The organism is Blautia sp. An249, from assembly GCF_002159835.1.
Lineage (GTDB): Bacteria > Bacillota > Clostridia > Lachnospirales > Lachnospiraceae > Blautia_A > Blautia_A avistercoris.
In genome coordinates, this window is sequence record NZ_NFJL01000004.1 from 83,961 (window position 1) to 104,915 (window position 20,955).

Annotated in this window: 19 protein-coding genes; 3 read left to right on the top strand and 16 right to left on the bottom strand. The window is 45.9% G+C overall.

Features of this window, described 5'->3' with window-relative positions:
* Nucleotides 1-8 precede the first annotated feature (8 nt).
* The 16 genes from B5F53_RS05470 to argC all read right to left on the bottom strand — a co-directional run bounded on the left by B5F53_RS05470 (nt 9) and on the right by argC (nt 16,941).
* Nucleotides 9-632, bottom strand: a complete 624-nt coding sequence (locus tag B5F53_RS05470) for a helix-hairpin-helix domain-containing protein (protein WP_087220995.1) — start codon at nt 630-632, stop codon at nt 9-11.
* Nucleotides 633-744: 112 nt separating this feature from the next.
* Entirely contained in the window at nt 745-1,179 is a 435-nt protein-coding gene (locus B5F53_RS05475) for a DMT family transporter (RefSeq protein WP_087220998.1), read from the bottom strand.
* Nucleotides 1,180-1,237: 58 nt separating this feature from the next.
* Nucleotides 1,238-2,476 carry an ABC transporter permease gene (locus B5F53_RS05480; RefSeq protein ID WP_087221001.1) on the bottom strand — a complete coding sequence of 413 codons (1,239 nt, stop codon included), beginning with the start codon at nt 2,474-2,476 and terminating at the stop codon, nt 1,238-1,240.
* Nucleotides 2,473-3,390, bottom strand: coding sequence for an ABC transporter ATP-binding protein (locus tag B5F53_RS05485; RefSeq protein ID WP_087221004.1), 918 nt, complete (start codon nt 3,388-3,390; stop codon nt 2,473-2,475). The genes B5F53_RS05480 and B5F53_RS05485 overlap by 4 nt, the downstream gene beginning before the upstream one ends.
* Before the next feature lie 3 nt (nt 3,391-3,393).
* Nucleotides 3,394-4,161, bottom strand: a complete 768-nt coding sequence (locus B5F53_RS05490; RefSeq protein ID WP_087221007.1) for a DUF3169 family protein — start codon at nt 4,159-4,161, stop codon at nt 3,394-3,396.
* Nucleotides 4,151-4,369, bottom strand: coding sequence for a helix-turn-helix transcriptional regulator (locus B5F53_RS05495; RefSeq protein WP_087221010.1), 219 nt, complete (start codon nt 4,367-4,369; stop codon nt 4,151-4,153). Before B5F53_RS05495 ends, B5F53_RS05490 begins: the two co-directional genes overlap by 11 nt.
* Before the next feature lie 310 nt (nt 4,370-4,679).
* Nucleotides 4,680-5,588 carry a hypothetical protein gene (locus B5F53_RS05500; RefSeq protein WP_087221014.1) on the bottom strand — a complete coding sequence of 303 codons (909 nt, stop codon included), beginning with the start codon at nt 5,586-5,588 and terminating at the stop codon, nt 4,680-4,682.
* Nucleotides 5,589-5,849: 261 nt separating this feature from the next.
* On the bottom strand, nt 5,850-6,662 hold the full coding sequence (locus B5F53_RS05505; protein ID WP_087221017.1) for a hypothetical protein: 813 nt from the start codon (nt 6,660-6,662) through the stop codon (nt 5,850-5,852).
* A 279-nt stretch (nt 6,663-6,941) separates the two neighbouring features.
* Entirely contained in the window at nt 6,942-9,689 is a 2,748-nt protein-coding gene (locus B5F53_RS05510) for an NEAT domain-containing protein (RefSeq protein ID WP_087221020.1), read from the bottom strand.
* A 46-nt stretch (nt 9,690-9,735) separates the two neighbouring features.
* Nucleotides 9,736-10,692 (bottom strand): hypothetical protein, encoded by a 957-nt coding sequence (locus tag B5F53_RS05515; RefSeq protein WP_087221023.1) that lies wholly within the window; start codon nt 10,690-10,692, stop codon nt 9,736-9,738.
* 54 nt (nt 10,693-10,746) lie between these two features.
* Entirely contained in the window at nt 10,747-11,226 is a 480-nt protein-coding gene (locus tag B5F53_RS05520) for a hypothetical protein (protein WP_087221026.1), read from the bottom strand.
* 203 nt (nt 11,227-11,429) lie between these two features.
* On the bottom strand, nt 11,430-12,524 hold the full coding sequence (locus tag B5F53_RS05525) for a DUF362 domain-containing protein (RefSeq protein ID WP_087221029.1): 1,095 nt from the start codon (nt 12,522-12,524) through the stop codon (nt 11,430-11,432).
* A gap of 16 nt (nt 12,525-12,540) precedes the next feature.
* A complete protein-coding gene (locus B5F53_RS05530) occupies nt 12,541-13,728 on the bottom strand; it encodes an aspartate aminotransferase family protein (RefSeq protein WP_204246909.1) in 1,188 nt (395 codons plus the stop codon).
* A complete protein-coding gene (gene argB, locus B5F53_RS05535) occupies nt 13,721-14,611 on the bottom strand; it encodes an acetylglutamate kinase (protein WP_087221032.1) in 891 nt (296 codons plus the stop codon). Before argB ends, B5F53_RS05530 begins: the two co-directional genes overlap by 8 nt.
* Before the next feature lie 19 nt (nt 14,612-14,630).
* Nucleotides 14,631-15,863 (bottom strand): bifunctional glutamate N-acetyltransferase/amino-acid acetyltransferase ArgJ, encoded by a 1,233-nt coding sequence (gene argJ, locus B5F53_RS05540; RefSeq protein WP_087221036.1) that lies wholly within the window; start codon nt 15,861-15,863, stop codon nt 14,631-14,633.
* Nucleotides 15,864-15,900: 37 nt separating this feature from the next.
* On the bottom strand, nt 15,901-16,941 hold the full coding sequence (gene argC / locus B5F53_RS05545; RefSeq protein ID WP_087221039.1) for an N-acetyl-gamma-glutamyl-phosphate reductase: 1,041 nt from the start codon (nt 16,939-16,941) through the stop codon (nt 15,901-15,903).
* A gap of 264 nt (nt 16,942-17,205) precedes the next feature.
* Between argC and B5F53_RS05550 the strand changes: the two genes are divergently transcribed.
* The 3 genes from B5F53_RS05550 to B5F53_RS05560 all read left to right on the top strand — a co-directional run bounded on the left by B5F53_RS05550 (nt 17,206) and on the right by B5F53_RS05560 (nt 20,938).
* On the top strand, nt 17,206-18,438 hold the full coding sequence (locus B5F53_RS05550; protein WP_087221042.1) for an argininosuccinate synthase: 1,233 nt from the start codon (nt 17,206-17,208) through the stop codon (nt 18,436-18,438).
* A 323-nt stretch (nt 18,439-18,761) separates the two neighbouring features.
* The gene (locus B5F53_RS05555) at nt 18,762-20,039 is read left to right on the top strand and encodes an amidohydrolase family protein (protein WP_330396161.1); all 1,278 of its coding nucleotides are present in this window, start codon (nt 18,762-18,764) and stop codon (nt 20,037-20,039) included.
* A 14-nt stretch (nt 20,040-20,053) separates the two neighbouring features.
* Nucleotides 20,054-20,938 carry a DMT family transporter gene (locus B5F53_RS05560; RefSeq protein WP_087221045.1) on the top strand — a complete coding sequence of 295 codons (885 nt, stop codon included), beginning with the start codon at nt 20,054-20,056 and terminating at the stop codon, nt 20,936-20,938.
* Nucleotides 20,939-20,955: the final 17 nt, after the last annotated feature.

The following is a 20,955-nucleotide window of genomic DNA, read 5'->3' on the forward strand; positions in this document are numbered from 1 at the left end:
TACTCTCCTTATCCTACTACAATCTCATCCTTTATCTTTTCAAAAATGCCTTCTTTAATGCCGTCTACATTCATAATTTCTTCCACAGAAGAAAAACCTCCGTTTTTCTCCCGGTATTCGATAATCGCTTCGGCTCTGGACTGTCCGATTCCGCTCAGTGTCTGAAGCTGCGTCTCATCTGCAGTATTAATATTCACCTTTCCCTCCTGCCCCTGTGCCGGACTCTGTCCGGCGGCCTGGGGTTGGGACATCCCCTGAGCCTGAAACTCTTCTTTGGTCAGCACCAGAATCTGTTCTCCATCCTGTGCCATTTGAGCCTGATTAATACTCTCCGGCTCTGCCTCCTGGGTAAATCCCCCGGCTTTCTCAATGGCTTCATAAATTCTCGCACCAGATTTCAGTTGGTATACTCCAGGCTTATTCACTGCTCCGCCCACATCCACGTAAATGGTCTGAACAGAGGTTACCGCAGGCGTCTGGCCGGGGACGGGAGAAACTTCCTGTGTCAGCTCTTCCGGCCGTTCTTCTGAAATTTCTTCCTCTGTAAAAATTTCTGCTTCTGTATCGCTGCAGCCCTCTACAAAAAGAACATACCCTAACAGAAGCAAAAGAAGTTTCTTTTTTAATTTCATATGCGTTCTCCTTTACAGTTGTCCTGTAAAGTTCCCGGCAGCCATACATAACCTTGTCTTATTTTAACGAATTCCTAAAAATATTACAATAGGTAATCAAAACAATTACAAATTATTTATCCCACTTAAAAATTACAATTCCCACAATGGCAATGGCCATCCCCATAAGCTTTCTCCACTCAAAAGGCTGCTTTTCCACACCGAACATTCCCAGAAGTTCGATGACATAGGCCACTGCAAGCTGTGCAATTACAATCAGCATGGCGGCTCTGGCCGGCCCCAGACTCCCCATGCTCTGAATCACGGTAATAGTAATAAAAGCGCCGATTACTCCTCCCAGAAGAGTATATTTCTGATCCACCTGCCACAAAGCCCCGATTTCCTGTCTGCCCGTACAGAACCAGGCCACAATACAGACAATAAAAGCAGACAACTGTACCCATCCGGTAGACACCCAGAGGCTTGTCTGCTTTGTAACTTCTGTGTTAAAAACTCCCTGGACACTCATTAAAGCTCCTGATAATAAAGCGGTCAATATTCCCAGCATTGTCCTGCCTCCTGCTTTTTCTTTTTAGAGTGTCCGGGGGCATGATATTTTATACGGTTCAGGAAGCTTTTCTTCCTGCCATTTTTATGGCCTTTCCCAATTTAATGGGATTTCCGTACATCAGAGTTCCCATACGGAATATTTTCGCTGCCAGAATTCCCGCCACCACACAGGATACTGCCAGCAGGGCTGCGGATATTCCGATCTCCCACCACTGTACGCTGCCCATGGCAATGCGGATAAACATGGCGTTGTGAGATAAGAATGGAATATAGGATGTAATTTTTGCAAGGATTCCATCGGCGTCATTGAGGGCATATACGGCAACCAGGAAGGAAACCACATAGAGGAAGATCAGCGTGGAAGAACTCTTGCTGATGTCTTCGGTCTTGGAAACCAGGGCTCCCAGCATACCGAAAGCCATGGCATACAGCAGATAGCCCAACATGCCAAACACGATATACGCACCCAGTACCGGAGCCGGAATGTAAAGAAGGAAATCCAGAATTCCTCCCCATGCGTCCCGGAAAACAGCGTAGGCGCCAAAAGTGACTCCAATGAAGATTCCCATCTGAATCATGCCGGCTAAGGCTCCGGCCACCACTTTTCCGAAAATCAGGTTATTGGAATTTACGCTGGTTACCAGAATCTCAATGGTCCGGTTGCTCTTCTCTGTGGTAATTGCTGTGGCGATCATCTGTCCATAGAACAGGATCAGCAGATACATAGCGAAAATCAGTACATAAGTATAGGCATAATTGCCTGCGCTGTCTTTTCCCAGAATCTGAGTATCTCCCGTGGGAAGAATGCTCTGGAACTCTGTAATTTCTGTTTCCGACATTCCTTTCCCTTCCAGGTAGAGATTTTCCATCTGCATCTTCAGCGCCTCTTCAAACCTGGTCTGCAGGCTGTCGTACATGGAATTATTTAAAACCACATACGTGTAATGTCCGTCCTTCTTAAGGAGAAAGCCTGCCTTCACCTTTCCGGATTTTACGTCTTCTTTCAGAGTATCTTCTGCTTCCTCGAAAATACAGGGGTATCCTAAAAGCTGCTCTGCCTGCTGAGGGCTCTGGAAGATTTCCGCCTCCTGGTAAATGGATACCGTATCCTCTTCCGCTCCTGCTTCCTTTTGGCTTTCTGTTTGTTCTCCTTTATCCAGAAGCCCCGGAATCAGGGGCGGAACAGCCACTGCAGCCGCAAGAATCACTGCAAAAATCACTGTGGTGAGAACGAAGCTTTTATTTTTAAAGTAATTGTTCAGTTCAAACTGAAGTACGGTAAGAAACTGTTTCATTGCCCGTCACCTGCCTTTTCCACAAATATGTCGTTCAGAGAAGGTTCAAACAAACCGAAATACTCCAAATCCACTTCATATTCCAGCAGTCTCTTCAGTATTTCCGCTTTCGCTCCCTCCCGGTTTTCTCTGATAATCAGGCGATCCTTCTGTACTCTTTCCACAGTCAGAATATCGCTGAACGCATCCCCCATCAAAAACGCCAGTTCCTGAGGCGTAAGGGATAATGCCTGCACCATCAGACGGTTTTTGCCGAATTCCCGTTTGATTTCTTTCAGGTTTCCGTCTAATACCACTTCTCCTGATTTCAGGATAACAATATTCTCACAGAATTCTTCCACATAACTCATCTGGTGGCTGGAGAAAATCACCAGTTTTCCCTGGCCGATGACTTCCTGAATAACATCTTTTAATATCTGGGAATTAACCGGATCCAGCCCTGAAAAAGGCTCGTCCAGGATCACAATTTCCGGATCACATACCAGAGTCTGTGCAAGCTGAATTTTCTGCTGATTCCCTTTTGACAGGGTATCTAACTGTTTGTTTTCGTACTCTGCCACTTCCAGCCTCTTCAGCCATTTCTTCGTATTCTTTCTGGCCTGTGATTTAGACAGACCGCGCAGCATCCCCATATAAATAAGCTGCTCTCCTACTTTCTTTTTAGGATACATTCCTCTCTCTTCCGGCAGATACCCAATCTGATATTCCCCCTGTCGGAACTTCTTCCCGTCTACGGTAATACTGCCGCTATTGGCCTGGAACACATTCATCAGAATCCGGATAGTGGTTGTCTTGCCCGCTCCGTTTCTTCCTAAAAGTCCCAGCGCCGTTCCGCTGCTGACGGAAAAAGAGATGCCGTGAAGAACTTCTTTCTCACCGAATGATTTTTTAATATCTCTGACTTCCAGTTTCATTGATTACTCCTTACTTATTTTTCCTTTCTGCAGTTTTAATGAATAGTAACAGTACATAATTCCCATGGTTCCCCATAGAATTCCAATCAGCACAATGGCCAGAACTCCTGTCTGCCAGGTAATTTCCCCCATAAGGGCAACTACCATAAGAACTGCCAGTACCCACTGGCTTCCCCTGTAAGTTTTATAAGCGCTTTGGTAAATAACTTCCCTTTCCGCCTCGTCACAGCTCTGCAGCCAGACTTCATCAAAGTTCAGATCCGAAGGATCTCCCATCTTCTCCGGATAGATGGACTGAATCAGTCTTACCATTTTTATGTGTGCTACAGCATAGACTACGCAGATCAGGATGAACATAATGGTAGCCATCCAGAATCCCCGGGGGATTTCTCCTTTCGGAACACCGGCGAACACTCCATAGAATATCATAGCCAGTATGAAAGATACCATGGCAAATACTGTAAACAGGGTATTATAGTATTCGATTCCATATTCTATCTTCTCAATCTGCTCATCGTCCTCTTCTGACTGATGTTGTTTTCTTAAATCCTTTACTTTATTGTAACTCCAGACAACGGCAGCCAGCTCAATAAGGAACAGCAGGAGAAAAATCCAGTGAGCCTGAGCGCCTATCCAGGACTCCAGTCCTTTCATCTCTTTTCCCATATGAGCCACTTTGGTTCCCAGAACCACCAGTCCCAATATTCCTCCCAGCACAGCCCCTACTGCTGTTTTAATTGCCAGTTTGATATAAGAACCCTTATTTTTCATTCTCTCCCTCCTCAATATATGTAAAAATATCTTCCACTCTGCTTTCAAATATCTTTGCCAGCTTCAGGGCAAGTACCACAGACGGGGAATAGTCTCCCCGTTCAATCAGGCTGATTGTCTGGCGCGAAACGCCGGCCCGCTTCCCCAGTTCAGATTGGTTTATATTCAGTTTTGCTCTGTATTCTTTTAATCTGTTTTCTAATGGCATACAGCCTTTTACCCCCCCCCCTAAAAAATTTGCACCTTACCTGCTGAGCTCATTTTCTCTACAGTCCTTTCTTTTGTTTTTGACTTATATCTTTGTCGAAATGACAACTTTTCTTGTCATAACCACTATACCATTGACAACTATCCTTGTCAATTGTTTTCTGTTTTTATTTTCTTAAATTACAAAAAGGACAGCCTACAAGTCTTTTTGCAACCTGTAAACTGTCCCTTTACTACTGATTTTTTTATGCTTGTAACTAAACTTTGTCTACAATGCCAGCTTCGAGGTATTTCTTTCTGATACATTAATATTATTTTTCTCCCTCCTCTCCCCGTACAATTCCATTCCCAGTAAGTGTAATTACTTTATTTACTCCATTCTCCACATCATAACTCACATCCACATAGCATCCTATTTGAGCCGGATCTGTATCCGGCGCTATCCATTCCGGATAATCCCGGAGTCTTTTTCCTGCCCCGGAAATGTCAAATGGGACTGTGCCATCTTCTCCCACTTCAAGTTCCCCTGTTGTTCCCATATAATCCACCATCAGATAAATAATGTCTCCCTGTCTGTCCTGGATATAGCCTGCCGCATATCTAAATAGAGGTTCCGGAGTTGGTGTGGGAACAGGTGTCGTCGTATCCGGAGGAACGATGGGTTCTTTCTCATCTCCATCGCCGAGAACAACCGTTGCAATATTCTGTCCATTCTCAACATAATAGGTGACTAGAACCGTACTTCCTTGAACAAGGGGATCTGAATTGGCCGGAAACGGCCGCTGGTCCATAAGTGATATTTCTGCGTGAGATATATCAAAGGCCACTGCACGATCTTTCCCTTCCCCCGGGTATGTTCTGGAACCGGTATTTTCCAAATCCAGATACAGGATTGTTTCTTCCCGCCTTATTATGTACCCTTCCACAGTCTTCTCTTCCCGCACTGGCTGAGTTACAGGTTCTTCTTTTTCTCCTCTTCCTTCTGTCATCTCTTCCGACAGAGGCTGCGTAACCTTCGGTACCATTTTTACGCTTTCTTCGATTTCTTCTGTGGGTGTGGGACGGACTGTAGGTGTCGGTTTCTTCTTGGTATCTCCATCCGGATTTTGAAACTCCTGTTCATAAGTGTTTGTTTCATCTCTTTCCAAAGTCTCTTTGCATCCACTAAAATTCATAAGGATACACAACATACTTATCATTACTGTCAACCTTTTCTTCATTGTCCTCACCTCATTTCTTATAGAAGGTATTCTCTTTTTTATATTATATCATATTACAAGTGCAATAATATGACTTGCTCTTAAATATTCTGTTATTTATATATTTTTATCTATTTTACCCAAATTTTCATCCAAAATTAAAACACTTTTATTCCTCAATATCGTACTTTAAAGATTTTTTTCTGTTTTATTTTCTTAAATTACAAAAAGGACAGCCTACAAGTCCTTTGTAACCTGTAAACTGTCCCTTTACTCATTATATTACTGGGCTTCTTTTTCATAACCGCCCACTGACAGAGACGCTGCTATCCGGTCAGATTCTTTAATGTAATAAGTAACTCCCGCAACGCTTCCGGAAGTCAGTTCTCCTGACACATATGCACCGGCTATATCAAATGTCTCTGTCGTACCTGCATAATCTCCTTCTGTTAATTCCAGTGTAACCAGATTTCCTTCCCAATCTATAATTGTACCTGTGGATACATAAGTAACCATTCCCTGCTCGCATCCATCACCACTGACTGCTGTCGCAATATTGCAGCCATCTTCTGTATAATAAGTTACGGAAACAGTGCAACTTACATTCGTCGGATTAGAATTTGGGACATCTTGTCCGGGATTTGTCAGGATAATCTCCGCATTGGATATATCGAAAGCCACTGCACGATCTTTCCCTTCCTCCGGATAGGTTCTGGAACCCGTATTTTCTAAGTCTAAGTACAGTACATTATCGCTTCGATCCAATATATACCCTTCTGCCGTTTTCTCTTCTTTCGCCGGCTGAATCACCGGTTCTTCAGGTTCTTCAACTTCCTTCGTTACCTCTGCCAACTCTTCTGTCGTCTCTTCCGACAGAGGCTGCGTAACCTTCGGTACCATTTTTACACTTTCTTCGGGTTCTTCTGTGGGTGTGGGACGGACTGTAGGTGTCGGTTTCTTCTTTGTATCTCCATCCGGATTTTGAAACTCCTGATTATAGCTTTCTGTTTCATCTCTTTCCAAAGTCTCTTCGCATCCACTAAAATTCATAAGGATACACAACATACTTATCATCACTGTCAACCTTTTCTTCATTGTCCTCACCTCATTTCTCATGGAAGATCTTCTCTTTTTTACATTATATCATATTGTAAGTGTAACAACATATTTTACGTTCAAATATTCTGTCGTTTCTTTGTTTTTGTCTATTTTATCCAAATTTTCATCCAAAACCAAAACACTTTTATTCCTCAATATCGTACTTTAAAGAATTTTTTTCTGTTTTATTTTCTTAAATTACAAAAAGGACAGTCTACAAGTCTTTTTGCAACCTGTAAACCGTCCCTTTCCTATTAATTATAAAGCGCTTGTTTCTTATTTTTCTGTTTTCTGTCTGGCACTTCTTTGGTATCCATATACAGTTACGGCAATTCCCAAAGACGCGGCAGCCAGAGCCAGAAGCTCTGTAACAGGAGACTGGTCTCCTGTTTTGGCATTGGAAGCTTTCAGACTGGAATTCCCCTGACTGTTGCTTAGGCCGGAACTTCCGGTCAGACTGGAACTGCCGGTCAGACCAGAACCTCCTCTCAGATTAGATCCGCCGGTCAGACTGGATCCCCCGCTTAAATTGGAGCCGCCGGTCAGAACGGAACCTCCGCTCAGGCCGCTTCCTCCGCCGTTATTATTACCATTGCCATTATCATTGCCATCGTCTTTAAAAATATCGTCATCGTCAGTGACGGCTTTTAAAGTATCCCAGTTCAGACTCAGATACGCGGGCTGGGTTCCTGTTCCTGCCGCAATACTTTCCATAACCGGTACATATACCTGCAGCGGAACATAGCCGTCTTTCCTTGCTTCCTGAATCATCTCAAAGGTAACCGTATCCGGATAGTCAGTCCCGAACTCATCCTCTGTTTTCGTACCGTCTTCGTCTAACTGATAAGACTCCACGGTTACATCTGCAAGATCTCCTGCCGGATTCCCGTACTTATCTGTGGTATAACCGGTTTTAAAATACTTCAGCCGTCCAAGATACCCCATCCTGCCGCTGATACTCAGGCCTTTCAAATCCAGAGTAAGCGCATACTTCCCGTCTTTTACAGTAAGCTTTACCGTATGGTTAATGGCATTGTCCGCCATGGAAAGGGTGGTCTTGTCCACCTTCACCATACGTCCGGTTACCGAATATACGCCGTCTTCCAGATTATTCACATCCAGGGCTCCGTCATCCTGACCGTCATCTCCGCCGGGAGGATTCTCCTCCCCCGGCTCCTCGTCGCCGCCCGGGGTGTCGCCGCCGCTTTCTCCTGTATACTCTTCTGCACTCTCCCAGTCAACGAAAAGTCTGGCAACCTGTGTTCCCTGTCCTTCTCCGAGGGATTCCATAAGAGGTACATAAATCTCCACATAGCAATAATTCATGTGACTGCCGTTTATTTCTGCGGTTTCTTCTTCCTCCGGATCTACGGGAATGGATAAAACTTTAGGATATTTTTCTCCTCCCGGATAGGTTTCCAGTATATCAGCATCGGCGGCTGTATATTTATCTCTGTCCAAATACCCATTGGGATTTTTCTGCACCGTTGACATGTCTATTTTCTTCAGGTTAGCCAGATACCCTTCCATACCAGTCATAATTTCCAGAGAATGAAAGGTTAGCTGCAAATCCATGTCTCCGTTTTCGTCCACCACAAGAATCCCCTGCTGCTCCATCGCCTTGTTTCCCATGGAATACTCTGGGTTTACTTCATGGTACAAAGAGACATCTACGGTATACTTTCCCTCTTTCAGCGTATCGCCCGGCTCTTCCGGATCCGGTTCTGGATTCCCCGGTTCTTCTTCTGCCGCCTTGCAGGAAATGGTAAAGACTGCTGTTCCCGTGTAATTGCCTCCCGGCGCTTTGGCTGTATCCCGGGCATAAATCTGTATCTCACCGTGGAGAGCCTTTCCTTCTTCCCCGTTAAATTTCTGAATTCCGAATGTATTGGTAAAAGGCAGCTCATTTTCATTACTGTACAGTTTACCCTTTTCCGGAGCTTCCACAGTAATCTCTCCGCTTTTTTCCTCAGAGGATATATAAATATCGTACGGCATAATATTGTCGGCATCGCTGCTGAGAGTTCCCATAGACACGGAAGCAGGTATTGTCACTCCGAAAGAGGGGCCGGAAACTTCCTCCTGCACACTTGCAGTAATCTCCATGCTGCGGTTATCTTCCTGTGTTTCACTTTGTTTTTTCAGAGTTTCCCAGTACATAACCAGGTCTGTAGCCACACTGAATTTTCCGTTTTCAAACCAGAGCCCGGCGATCTGGCCGTTGAGATTACTCATAGCCGGCACATAGATCGTAGTATTGGTGTAATAGGTATGGTTCAGTCCTGAAAGAGGATAGGTCACTTTTGTGACAACCTCATAGTCTCCTCTTTTTTCTGTTTCATATTCCATTCCGTCTGTGGAGAGTTCCTGAGTTTTATCATTATTGAGATAATAACCGTTTACGCCAAGGATGTACATGGGTTCTTTTTCCGTACCGGAAACCATAGTATAGGTTATGTTCATTCGGCCGTTTTCGTCTACCTTAAGGACAGCCTGCGTGGTGTCTGTCTCCACAAGACTATGGTCTACCACTTCACTGCGCACAGCCACCGTAATATCATAAATTCCCGCCTCCGGAATCTCTGCAGGCACGTCCGAAGGGCCCTGCTCTGTAATATCCAGTTCAAGCGCCGCAGCCACTGCCTGTTTGATTCCCCTGGAAGAATAGGTTGCGCCGGATACCGCATCAATCTCCTTAATTCCTTCTGCATCTGTATCCTCAAGACCGAGGAAGCTGTCTGTCATGCCTGAAGCAGCGGATTGAAGCTTTCCCTTATTTACTTCCTTTTTCCATTCATCCTGGGCGGCAAAATTCTCTCCGGTTATGTCCAGATTACTAATCTTACCGTCTGTTACCGTAACATCTGCAACAATATCATATTCGCCGAACTGGTCAATGTGAAAGGCGCCCTCTTTGGTGTAGGAGCCGCCTGCTGCACTTACGCTTAAAGGCAGTATGGCCAGAACTGCGGCCAGAACCACTGCCAGAAAACTGACATTCCATCTCTTTTTCCTGTTTTTCATCTGCTCCTCCAACAATTAACACAGGCGCTGTTTTATCTGACCGCCTTTATTTTGCGGCATATGTAATGGTAAAGTTTGTTGTTCCGGTGTAGTTGCCTGCTGCGGCTGCCGCTACGTCTGCACCCTTTACTGTGATTTTTCCAGGCAGCGCCGTTCCTTCTGTATCCGCATTTACCGTATTATTTTCTAATTCATTTGCAAATGCAAGTTGATTCTCTCCATTTACCAGACTCCCTTCTCCGGGAGCAGATACGGTAATGGTTCCACCCAGGTTTGCTGCTTTTACGTCTACATTATAAGTAATTTCTGTATCCTCTGTTGAAGAAAGAGTACCCATGGATACCGAGCTTGGTACAGTAACCGTATATTCCGGCTGGGATACCTTTTCTTCTACATTCGCAGTGATTTCCATGCTCTGTTCATCTGTTTCCGTATCGCCGCCCGTGGTTTCTGCAGGTGTTAAATCTTTAATCTGAACAAAGAAATTCTGGGTTGTGTTCATGACTACATTTACGTATGCTGTAGCTGCAATTCCCCCTTCTGCCGCCTCGTCCAGGGCAGCTTTTGGAATGGTCACGGACAGAACCTGTACAGGAAGTACATCGCCTGCATTAATTCCGAACAGCGCGCCGGCTGTATCAAATTCTTTTTCCGGCTTTGTCTCGATGTCGGAGACAGCATCATAAGTCACCTCATCTATGGTGAACTGCACATCTTTAACTGTTCCGTCTGTTCCCTGATCCGGGAAGTTGGGAACCGGATATGCCACATAGAAGTCTATGGATGCATCCTCTCCCTCAATCGTAATATCCGTCTGATGAGCGAAAATAGGATCGCACATGCTGGCATTTCCGCTTCCGTTCCCATTCAGGAAATGGATGGTTCCTGTGTACTCTCCGTCTGCCAGATCGGCAGCGCCTGCAGCAAATACCGTACTGCACATCATGGTTCCCATCAGTCCCGCTATAAGAACCCCTGATAAAACTTTTTTTGAAAATTTCATTTTGAAATCTCCCTCCTTTTTTTATTTATGTCCAGCGCTTTCTGCGCATAAACATCACTCTTTTACAATCAGCGTACAGTTTAGTTTTGCCCCGTTTCTGGGCGTCATATTTTCATCTGCCGTATAGGTAGCGTATTTAACAGTCAGAGGATATTCCCCTGCCTCCATCTCTTTTTCCAGAGTAATGTCATACAGCGTCTGCCCCGGCTTTATCATCCTGGATTTATAAATCGTCTCCTTTGTGTCCGGCAAATAGAAAGAAATTTCAAAGTAAACCTTGTTTTCTTCCGGATTGGTCAGTTCCACAGACACATCTTTCGTTCCTGCAGGAATCTGAATGGACTTGTAACCCGGAATCTGAATTCCTTCTTCTATTTTCTGTTCTGGGTTGTTTCCTTCTGACTTTTCCTGTTCTTCTTCAAATGCCACATCATAATTGGTCACTTCCGCGGGTCTTGTATTTCGCCAGATGAGAACACCGGCAGCAGCTATAACAAAAACCAGAAGTATAATACCTGCTTTCTTCCTGTTCATATTTCCATTTCTCCATTTCCAGGGGTTTTCATTCAAAAGTTAGTTTATTCTAACTCCCTTCCCAATAAAATGGTTAGTTGAAACTAACCAACTGAATAATAGCATCCTTTCCATATTTTGTCAATATACAAATCTTTGAAAATTTAAAAAATTCCCTGACAGCTTTTTGCATTTTCATGCTTTCTTCCGTCAGGGAATCTTTTTTATTTCCAGTTTTCTTCTAAAAATTTTAGAATCTCTACTGCTTTAGGCGGGCAGCCTTTCAGGCTCTTCTGAAAGCAGGAGGTACACTGTCCCACGCCGATTTCTCCTGTCTTTCCTTTATATCCCTGGCCTATGCAGACAGGCGGCCTCTTTCCTTTCAGACAACCTCTGCTTTCCAGTCGATCCAGAGCATAGATAAGAGAACCATAGCAGGCGCTGCAGGCGTCTTTGGGACGGGCATAGCCGGCCAGCTTCTCCACCCGGCGCGTCATAGATATGGTTTGTCCTGTATGTTCCGGCTGATTCACGAAAACGGGACGGCTCTGAGATAAATCGGCGCTTCCCACGCCCAGCTTTTCCGCCAGAGTCAGATAGGAAACCTCTTCCGGCCGATAACCCATGGTTTCACAGACAAACGCATCGCATAATACTGGATCCCAGAAGCCCAGAATCCGGTTCATCTCCACCGGATTTCCCCCTTCTTCAAAGTCCAGATCGCCGCAGATATTATCTACCAGAATGAAATCATTGCGGACAACGGTATTTAGATGGGCAATGGGTTTATGCAGCCCCATGGTATGGTACCGCCGCTTCTCACTGTTGGGAATCACCCCTTTGTTATTTTTCAGGGCGCAGGTAATTTTCGTCTGGCAGTGTCCCTTTAACACCGGCATATTAATGACAAATTCTGCCTGCAGCGCTGTATCGCACACTTTCAGCTTCATTCCCCGGGCGTCGCACTCTGTATAACTGTCTTTCTGCAAATCCACAAAGGGAACCTGATATTCCCGGCAGACCTTATCATATCCTGACGCCCGCACAGACCGGTCTGTCTTCTCCCCCACCCAGGAGCTTTCCATAATCAAAATGGAGGAAAACCCGTGTTCTTTCAGATATTCAATGGTTCCTGCCGCCAGTTCCCAGTGGGTGGTTGCCCCGTTTGAGGCATCCTGGGCGGCAACCAGATTGGGTTTTAAGGCGATTTTTGTATCCCTGTGGGGAATTGCTCCTGCCAGATTGGCCCGTTCCAGCAGTTTTTTCGTCATATTTTTATAATCCGTTCCGTGGATGAAAAGAATCTCTTTTTTCTTCAAAGGAGTTCCTCCTTCTTTACTGCAGACACTTCTCCAGTTTCTCTGTCATTTCATCAATATGTTCTCTGGTAATAACCAGAGGCGGAACCAGACGCAGAACGTCGCTGCCTGCAGAAATCACAATCAGGCCTTCCTCCAGGGCTTTGGATACCACTTCGCCCACCGGACGATCTTTGATAACCAGCCCCTGCATGAAGCCTTTCCCTCTTCTTTCTGCGATGCAGGAATACTTCTCTGCCAGTTTATCCAGAGCGCTTTCCAGATAAGGGGTCAGTTCTTTTACATGTTCCAGTATGTGATTTTCTTCAAAAAGATCGAAGACCTTGCTCACTGCCGCACATACGAAGGGATTGCCTCCATAAGTGGTTCCGTGATCTCCCGGAGCTAAAGAGCTTTTCGCCAGTTTTTCATTTAATACAAAGGCTCCCACCGGCACACCGTTGCCCAGGGCTTTGGCGCAGGTCATAATATCGGGCTCAACGCCGTATTCCTGCCATGCGAAGTAAGATCCCGTTCTTCCCATCCCGCACTGAATCTCATCCAGAATAAGAACCAGATCTTTTTCGTCGCAGAGTTTTCGCACTCCCTTTAAAAATGCAGGATCGGCGGGATAGATTCCTCCTTCTCCCTGTACTGTCTCCAGAATGACAGCGCAGGTCTTCTCCGTAATCTGTGCTTTCACACTGTCCAGATCATTAAAGTCTGCAAACTTCACTCCTCCCACCAACGGCTCGAAGGGCTCCCGGTAATGGGCGGTTCCGGTAACAGATAAGGCCCCCATGCTCCTTCCGTGGAAGGACTGATTCATGGCAATGATTTCGTATCTGCTTCCGCCTGTTTTCTCATAGGCATACTTTCTCGCTGCTTTTAAGGCTCCCTCAATGGCCTCGGTTCCGCTGTTGGTAAAGAACACCCTGCTCATTTTACTGGCAGAGAGCAGCTTCTTTCCTGCTTCCACCATAGGCGCATGATAATAGAGGTTAGACGTATGGAGCAGTTTGTCCACCTGCTCTTTCAGAGCCTCGTCATAACCGGGATAATGATAGCCCAGTCCGCATACAGCGATTCCCGCTGCAAAATCCAGATATTTCTTTCCTTCTGTATCGTACAGATAAACTCCGTCTCCTTTATCCAGTACAACCGGGAAACGGTTATACGTATGCAGCAGAGTCTCCTCTGCCGCGTCCATTACAATTTTATTCATGATAATATTTCTCCCCGTCTTCTCGTAAAATCGCAGTTCCCACACCTTTATTGGTAAAGATTTCCAGCAGCAGGCTGTGAGGAATTCTGCCGTCTAAAATATGCACCCGGTTTACGCCGTTTTCGATGGCTTCGATACAGTTTCTCAGCTTCGGTATCATGCCGCCTCCCACGAACCCGTCGGAAATCAGGGCATCCGCCTCGTCTACTTTTAACTCGGAAATCAGGGAGTCCGGATCTTTCGGATCCCTTAGTACGCCTTCAATATCTGTCAGGAAAGCCAGCTTTTCGGCATTCATGGATTCTGCCACGGCGCAGGCTGCATCGTCTGCATTGATATTATATGTCTGGAAGTCCTCATCCAGGCCGATGGGACAGATAATGGGCAGGAAATCTTTTTCCAGTAAATCCCACAGGATTTTCGGATCCACATGGGTGATTTCTCCCACATAGCCCAGGTCTTCTCCGCCGGGCATCTTTTTCTGTACTTTCAGCAGGCCGCCGTCTTTGCCGCTGACGCCCACTGCCTTAACGCCCAGAGACTGCACCAGAGTCACTAATTCTTTATTTACTTTTCCCAGTACCATTTCTGCCACTTCCATGGTGGCCTTATCCGTCACCCGAAGCCCGTTTAAGAACCTGGGCTCCATTCCCACTTTTTCCACCCAGCGGCTGATTTCCTTTCCGCCGCCGTGAACGATGATGGGCTTAAAGCCTACCAGTTTCAGAAGAACCACGTCTTTAATCACATTTGCTTTCAGTTCTTCATCTACCATGGCGCTCCCGCCGTATTTTACAACCACAATCTTCCTGTTAAATCTCTGAATATAAGGAAGGGCTTCTATCAGGGTTTCCGCCTTATCTAAATACATTTGTTTTACCATGTTTCTTTCCTCCTGCTCTTTATGAACGGTAATCGGCGTTAATTTTCACATAATCATAGGTTAAATCACAGCCCCAGGCGGTCGCGCTTTCGTCTCCCATTTTTATGTCTGCAACAGCCCTCACTTCCGGCTCCGATAAGATTTTCGTCGCTTCCTCTTCGCTGTAGGAAGTGGCCGTTCCATCCTGAATAATCTGGATCTTTCCGGCTGCGCTTTCAAAGAATAAATCCACTTTCTCCGGATCGAACTGTGCTCCCGAATATCCCATAGCGCATAAAATTCTTCCCCAGTTGGCGTCATGTCCGAAGATCGCCGCTTTCGTCAAAGTGGAAGTAACAATGGATTTGCTGATGGTAACGGCCTGTTCTTTCGTTTCCGCACCTTTTACGGTTACCTCAAACAGCGCTGTACAGCCTTCCCCGTCTCCGGCGATCGCTTTGGCCAGGAAAGTATTTACATAATTCAATGCTTTTTTAAATTTCTGATAGTCTTCGTTTTTCTCTTTGATTTCTTCGTTTTCGGCCTGTCCGTTTGCCAGAAGCAGTACCGTATCATTGGTGGAAGTATCTCCGTCCACAGAAATCATATTGTAAGTATCTTTAATGTCTTCGCTGAGGGCTTCCTGAAGCATCTCTTTGGAAATTGCTGCGTCTGTGGTTAAGAAGCTCAGCATGGTACACATATTGGGATGGATCATCCCGGAGCCTTTGCACATGCCGCCGATAATCACTTTCTTTCCGCCGATCTCCACTTCCACAGCCACTTCTTTTTTCTGCGTATCCGTAGTCATGATGGCCTCTGCTGCCTCTCCTCCTGCTTCCAGGCTGGAGGATAATACAGGCGTCAGCATTTTAATTCCTTTGGTAATGGCGTCCATAGGCAACTGTACGCCGATCACTCCTGTGGAGGCTACCAGCACGCTGTCCGGATCGATTCCCAGCTCTTTCGCTGTGGTATCTGCCATCTCTTTGCAGTATCCGTAGCCTTCGGCTCCGGTGCAGGCATTTGCCACACCGCTGTTGCAGACGATGGCCTGGGCATGAGGATGCTGATAGACAACCTCCTGATCCCATTTCACCGGGGCTGCTTTCACCACATTCGTCGTAAAGGTTCCGGCAGCCACGCAGGGAACCTCACTGTAAATCATTGCCATATCTTTTTTTCCGCTTTTTTTCACTCCTGCGCTTACTCCTGCCGCCCGGAATCCTTTGGCAGCGGTGACCCCTCCGGGAATTACCTGTTTATTTTCCATTTTCTGTCTCCTTATCTTTTCTCTACATCTTGCTTTCTTACGGGAACATGGGAACCTGAAGCAGTCCTTCTGTCTCCGGCAGTCCGAACATCAGGTTCATATTCTGTACCGCCTGTCCGGCCGCGCCTTTCACCAGATTATCCATGGCGCCCATAACAATGATCCGGTTGGTTCTCGGATCCAGCTTAAAGTTCACATCCACATAGTTGCTTCCTTCCACCCATTTCGTCTGGGGGCAGACGTCTTTTTCCAAAACCCGTACAAAGGTTTCCTCTGCATAATAGTTGTCATAAACGGCTTTCACTTCTTCATAAGATACGTTTTTCTTCAGAGAAGCATACGCCGTAACCAGAATTCCCCGGTTCATGGGAACCAGATGGGGCGTGAAATTAATGGTAATCTCTTCCCCTGCCGCATAGGATAACTGATCCTCGATTTCCGGTGTGTGACGGTGGGTTGCCACTCCGTAAGCTTTCATATTTTCATTGACCTCGCAGAAGAGGTTATCTACCTTGGCTCCTCTTCCTGCTCCTGAGGTCCCGGACTTGGCGTCAATAATTACCGTATTTCCGTCAATCAGCCCTTCCTTTAATAAAGGATACAGGGAAAGGGTGGAACAAGTGGGGTAACATCCCGGATTGGCAATCAGTCTGGCCTTTTTCACCTGCTCCCGGTTGATTTCACAGAGACCGTAAACGGCTTCCTTAATATATTCCGGAGAAGGGTGAGTAATCCCGTACCATTTTTCGTATTTATCCACATCTTTAATCCTAAAGTCTGCGCTCAGATCAATGATTTTTACTTTTGATAAAATTTCTTCCTTAACTAAAGATGCACAGAGCCCCTGGGGAGTTGCGGTAAATATCACGTCCACCTGGTCCGCCAGGGCGTCCATATTATCATCCATACAGGCTGCGTCTACTAACTGGAAGAAGTTCTGATAAATATCTGCATACTTTCTGTCAATATAACTTCTCGAACCAAACCACCGAATTTCTGCATCTTTATGTCCCAGCAGCAATCTTACAATTTCTGATCCTGCATAACCGGTAGAGCCAATAATCCCTGCCTTTATCATAGAATCTCCTCCTTTTTTCTATCTATGTTTTCTTTTCCTTAAAATATGTACCTTTTTAGAAGATGCGTATGATTATACACTATTAATGTATATTATGCAAGAAATATTTATTTTTTGATTATTTTTCAATTTCCTCTTGCATATTTATGAATAATATTGTATAGTATCACATGTCACAAAGCATTGACGTCACTTATACATATTCTTAACAGACAGACTATGTATTATCATATCATAAGAAAACGAATTTTAGGAGGAAAAGTTATGAAAGAAAAAGTGGTTTTAGCATATTCCGGCGGTCTGGACACAACAGCTATTATTCCGTGGCTGAAAGAAACCTTTGATTATGAAGTCATCTGCTGCTGCATCGACTGCGGTCAGGCAGAAGAGCTGGACGGCCTGGACGAAAGAGCCAAACTGTCCGGTGCCTCTAAGTTATATATTGAAAATATTGTAGATGAATTCTGTGACGATTATATTGTTCCCTGCGTACAGGCCGGCGCCGTATATGAAAACAAGTATCTGCTGGGAACTTCTATGGCCCGTCCGGGAATCGCCAAGAAATTAGTGGAAATCGCCCGGAAAGAAGGAGCTTCTGCCATCTGTCACGGGGCAACCGGCAAAGGAAACGACCAGATTCGTTTTGAGCTGGGTATCAAAGCCTTAGCTCCGGATTTAAAAATTATTGCTCCCTGGCGTATGACAGACGTATGGACCATGCAGTCCCGTCAGGACGAAATTGACTACTGCAAGGCTCATGGAATCGACCTTCCCTTCTCTGCAGATTCCAGTTACAGCCGTGACCGGAACCTGTGGCATATCAGCCATGAGGGATTAGAGCTGGAAGATCCTTCTTTAGAGCCCAATTACGATCACCTTCTGGTATTAGGCGTTACCCCGGAAGAAGCTCCTGACGAACCGGAATACGTAACCATGACCTTTGAAAAAGGTGTTCCCAAAAGCATCAATGGAAAAGAGATGAAAGTCTCCGAAATCATCACCGAATTAAACCGTTTAGGCGGAAAACACGGCATCGGCATCATCGACATTGTAGAAAACCGTGTTGTGGGAATGAAGTCCCGGGGTGTTTACGAGACACCGGGCGGAACCATCTTAATCGAAGCACATGCACAGCTTGAGGAACTGGTTTTAGACCGTGCCACCATGGAAACCAAGAAAGATATGGGCAATAAACTTGCACAGATTGTTTATGAAGGCAAATGGTTTACTCCTCTTCGTGAAGCAATCCAGGCATTTGTAGAATCCACTCAGGAATATGTAACCGGAGAAGTCAAATTCAAACTTTACAAAGGCAATATTATCAAGGCCGGAACCACTTCTCCCTACAGCTTATACAGCGAGTCACTGGCATCCTTCACCACCGGAGATCTCTACGATCACCACGATGCCGACGGATTTATTACCCTTTTTGGTTTACCTTTAAAAGTCCGTGCCATGAAGATGGCTCAGCTTGCAGAAGAAAAGAAAAACAGCTAACTCCATACAAAATTCATTCGGGAGCCGGAACAGAACTTCACCTCTTGTTCCGGCTCTTTTTTATGTAATAGGAAATTCCGTTGGATTTCCTATTACATAAAAAAGAGTTGCTGTGAATGCGACCAGATGCATATGGAATTTGACTGCCTGCGGCAGTCTGCATCTGGCGCATAAAGAGTACAAGTCCCTCATGAGTGAAGGATATAGGGAGTTGAAGAGGACTTGTCCTCTTTGTTTCCAGGGATCCTTTATTGACAACTTTTGTATTCTCTCCTATAGTATAACTACTGCGGTCTTTTTTGATATTTTCTCAGGAGGTTATTATGGATAATCGTACATTTATTTTAAAAGGAAATTTTTGCTATACTCCCTCTGCGGACACTCTGGTCACCCGGGAGAACAGTTATCTCATCTGTGAAGACGGGATCTCCCGGGGAATCTTCCCGGAAATCCCGGAAAAATACAAAGATCTGCCCCTTATGGACTGCCGGGATCAGGTAATCATTCCAGGACTTGTGGATCTGCATCTGCACGCTCCCCAGTTTGCCTTCCGAAGTGTGGGAATGGATATGGAACTTCTGGAATGGCTGGAACAGGTGGCCTTTCCCCAGGAGGCACGCTATCAGGATCCGGAATATGCACGCACTGCCTATTCCATCTTTGCACAGGCCATGAAAAAAAGCCCCACCACCAGAGCTTCCATGTTTGCAACTCTCCATCCGGAGACCACCATACTTCTGATGGAGCTCATGGAGGAAACAGGACTGAAAACTTATGTGGGAAAGGTGAATATGGATCGGAACAGTCCGGACTACCTGAGGGAGAAGACCCCTCTGGAGGCAGAGAAAGACACCAGAAACTGGGTGGAAAACACCCTGCACAAATACCGGAATGTACGCCCGATCTTAACGCCCCGGTTTACCCCTTCCTGTACGGACGATCTTATGAAGCGGCTGTCTCAGATTCAGAAGGATTACCAGCTCCCCCTCCAGTCCCATCTGTCAGAAAATCTGGGGGAAATTGAATGGGTAAAGGAACTCTGTCCCAATACCCGATTTTACGGAGAAGCTTACGCCCAGTTTGATCTGTTCGGCCTGGATTGTCCTACTATCATGGCTCACTGCGTCCATTCTTCTCCGGAAGAGATCGCCCTTATGAAAGAAAACGGGGTTTATGTTGCCCATTGTCCTCAGTCCAACACCAACCTTGCCTCAGGCATTGCTCCTGTACGTAAATATCTGGACGCAGGCCTTTCTGTGGGGCTTGGCAGCGACATCGCCGGAGGTTACAGTGAGTGTCTGTTTCGCGCCATGGCAGAAGCCATTCAGGTCTCCAAGCTGCGCTGGCGTCTGGTGGACGATTCTCTGCAGCCCTTAAATCTGACCGAAGTCTTCTATATGGCCACAAAGGGTGGCGGAAGCTTCTTCGGAAAAACCGGAAGCTTCGAAGAGGGATATGAACTGGACGCTGTGATTTTAAACGACAGCACTCTTCCCACACCTCTCTCCTTTCCCCTGAAGGAACGTCTGGAGCGACTGGTTTATATGGGCGACGACAGAAATGTCTCCGGTAAGTTTGTTTCCGGAACACAAATTTTTTAAACCGAGGTTTCACCATGAAAAGAACATCTGTAAAAAACTCCCTTCTTTTGCTGCTCACCGCCACCATCTGGGGCGTAGCCTTTGTGGCGCAAAGCGTGGGGATGGATTATATTGAACCCTTTACCTTCAACTGTATCCGAAGCATTCTGGGAGGCGTCACCCTCCTTCCCGTTATTTTCCTGGGAAAAGGAAAGTCAGAGCCGCCTTCCCGTACGCTGCTGACAGGCGGTATCTGCTGCGGTATCCTGCTGTTTGCCGCAAGTAATTTCCAGCAGTTTGGAATCCAGTATACCACTGTGGGAAAAGCAGGATTTATCACCGCCTGCTACATTATCCTTGTTCCCATAATAGGCATCTTCCTGAAAAAGAAGTGTACGCCCCTGATTTGGCTCTCTGTCCTGTTTGCCCTGGCAGGTCTGTATCTGCTGTGCATAACGGAAGAGTTTACCCTGGGAAAAGGGGACGTTCTTGTGCTGATCTGTTCCTTTTTATTTGCCCTGCATATTCTGGTGATAGATTATTTTTCACCGAAGACAGACGGAGTGAAAATGTCCTGCATTCAGTTTTTCGTCTGCGGAATTTTATCGGGAATCTGCATGTTATTTACAGAGACTCCTTCCTTTTCCAATATTCGGTCCGCAGCCGTCCCCCTTCTGTATGCTGGTATTTTCTCCTGCGGAGTTGCTTATACCCTGCAGATTGTGGGGCAAAAAAACATGAATCCCACCGTGGCTTCCCTGATTCTGAGTCTGGAGTCTTCTATCTCCGTACTGGCCGGGTGGATTCTTCTGGGACAGGGTCTGGGGCTCAGAGAAGCCGCAGGCTGTATTCTGATGTTTGCGGCCATTCTTCTGGCGCAGCTTCCGGTCAAAAAAACAGGGAAGAATTTCATCTTCTGAAATTCTTCCCTGTTTTC

Excerpts from the sequence above, each read along its gene's own strand:
- argC (WP_087221039.1), bottom strand. The coding sequence starts at position 16,941 with ATGATAAAGGCAGGGATTATTGGCTCTACCGGTTATGCAGGATCAGAA.
- B5F53_RS05495 (WP_087221010.1), bottom strand. The coding sequence starts at position 4,369 with ATGCCATTAGAAAACAGATTAAAAGAATACAGAGCAAAACTGAATATA.
- B5F53_RS05560 (WP_087221045.1), top strand. The coding sequence starts at position 20,054 with ATGAAAAGAACATCTGTAAAAAACTCCCTTCTTTTGCTGCTCACCGCC.
- argB (WP_087221032.1), bottom strand. The coding sequence starts at position 14,611 with ATGGTAAAACAAATGTATTTAGATAAGGCGGAAACCCTGATAGAAGCC.
- B5F53_RS05505 (WP_087221017.1), bottom strand. The coding sequence starts at position 6,662 with ATGAAGAAAAGGTTGACAGTGATGATAAGTATGTTGTGTATCCTTATG.
- B5F53_RS05490 (WP_087221007.1), bottom strand. The coding sequence starts at position 4,161 with ATGAAAAATAAGGGTTCTTATATCAAACTGGCAATTAAAACAGCAGTA.
- B5F53_RS05530 (WP_204246909.1), bottom strand. The coding sequence starts at position 13,728 with ATGAATAAAATTGTAATGGACGCGGCAGAGGAGACTCTGCTGCATACG.
- B5F53_RS05485 (WP_087221004.1), bottom strand. The coding sequence starts at position 3,390 with ATGAAACTGGAAGTCAGAGATATTAAAAAATCATTCGGTGAGAAAGAA.
- B5F53_RS05510 (WP_087221020.1), bottom strand. The coding sequence starts at position 9,689 with ATGAAAAACAGGAAAAAGAGATGGAATGTCAGTTTTCTGGCAGTGGTT.
- B5F53_RS05470 (WP_087220995.1), bottom strand. The coding sequence starts at position 632 with ATGAAATTAAAAAAGAAACTTCTTTTGCTTCTGTTAGGGTATGTTCTT.
- B5F53_RS05515 (WP_087221023.1), bottom strand. The coding sequence starts at position 10,692 with ATGAAATTTTCAAAAAAAGTTTTATCAGGGGTTCTTATAGCGGGACTG.
- B5F53_RS05550 (WP_087221042.1), top strand. The coding sequence starts at position 17,206 with ATGAAAGAAAAAGTGGTTTTAGCATATTCCGGCGGTCTGGACACAACA.
- B5F53_RS05500 (WP_087221014.1), bottom strand. The coding sequence starts at position 5,588 with ATGAAGAAAAGGTTGACAGTAATGATAAGTATGTTGTGTATCCTTATG.
- B5F53_RS05520 (WP_087221026.1), bottom strand. The coding sequence starts at position 11,226 with ATGAACAGGAAGAAAGCAGGTATTATACTTCTGGTTTTTGTTATAGCT.
- B5F53_RS05555 (WP_330396161.1), top strand. The coding sequence starts at position 18,762 with ATGGATAATCGTACATTTATTTTAAAAGGAAATTTTTGCTATACTCCC.
- argJ (WP_087221036.1), bottom strand. The coding sequence starts at position 15,863 with ATGGAAAATAAACAGGTAATTCCCGGAGGGGTCACCGCTGCCAAAGGA.
- B5F53_RS05475 (WP_087220998.1), bottom strand. The coding sequence starts at position 1,179 with ATGCTGGGAATATTGACCGCTTTATTATCAGGAGCTTTAATGAGTGTC.
- B5F53_RS05480 (WP_087221001.1), bottom strand. The coding sequence starts at position 2,476 with ATGAAACAGTTTCTTACCGTACTTCAGTTTGAACTGAACAATTACTTT.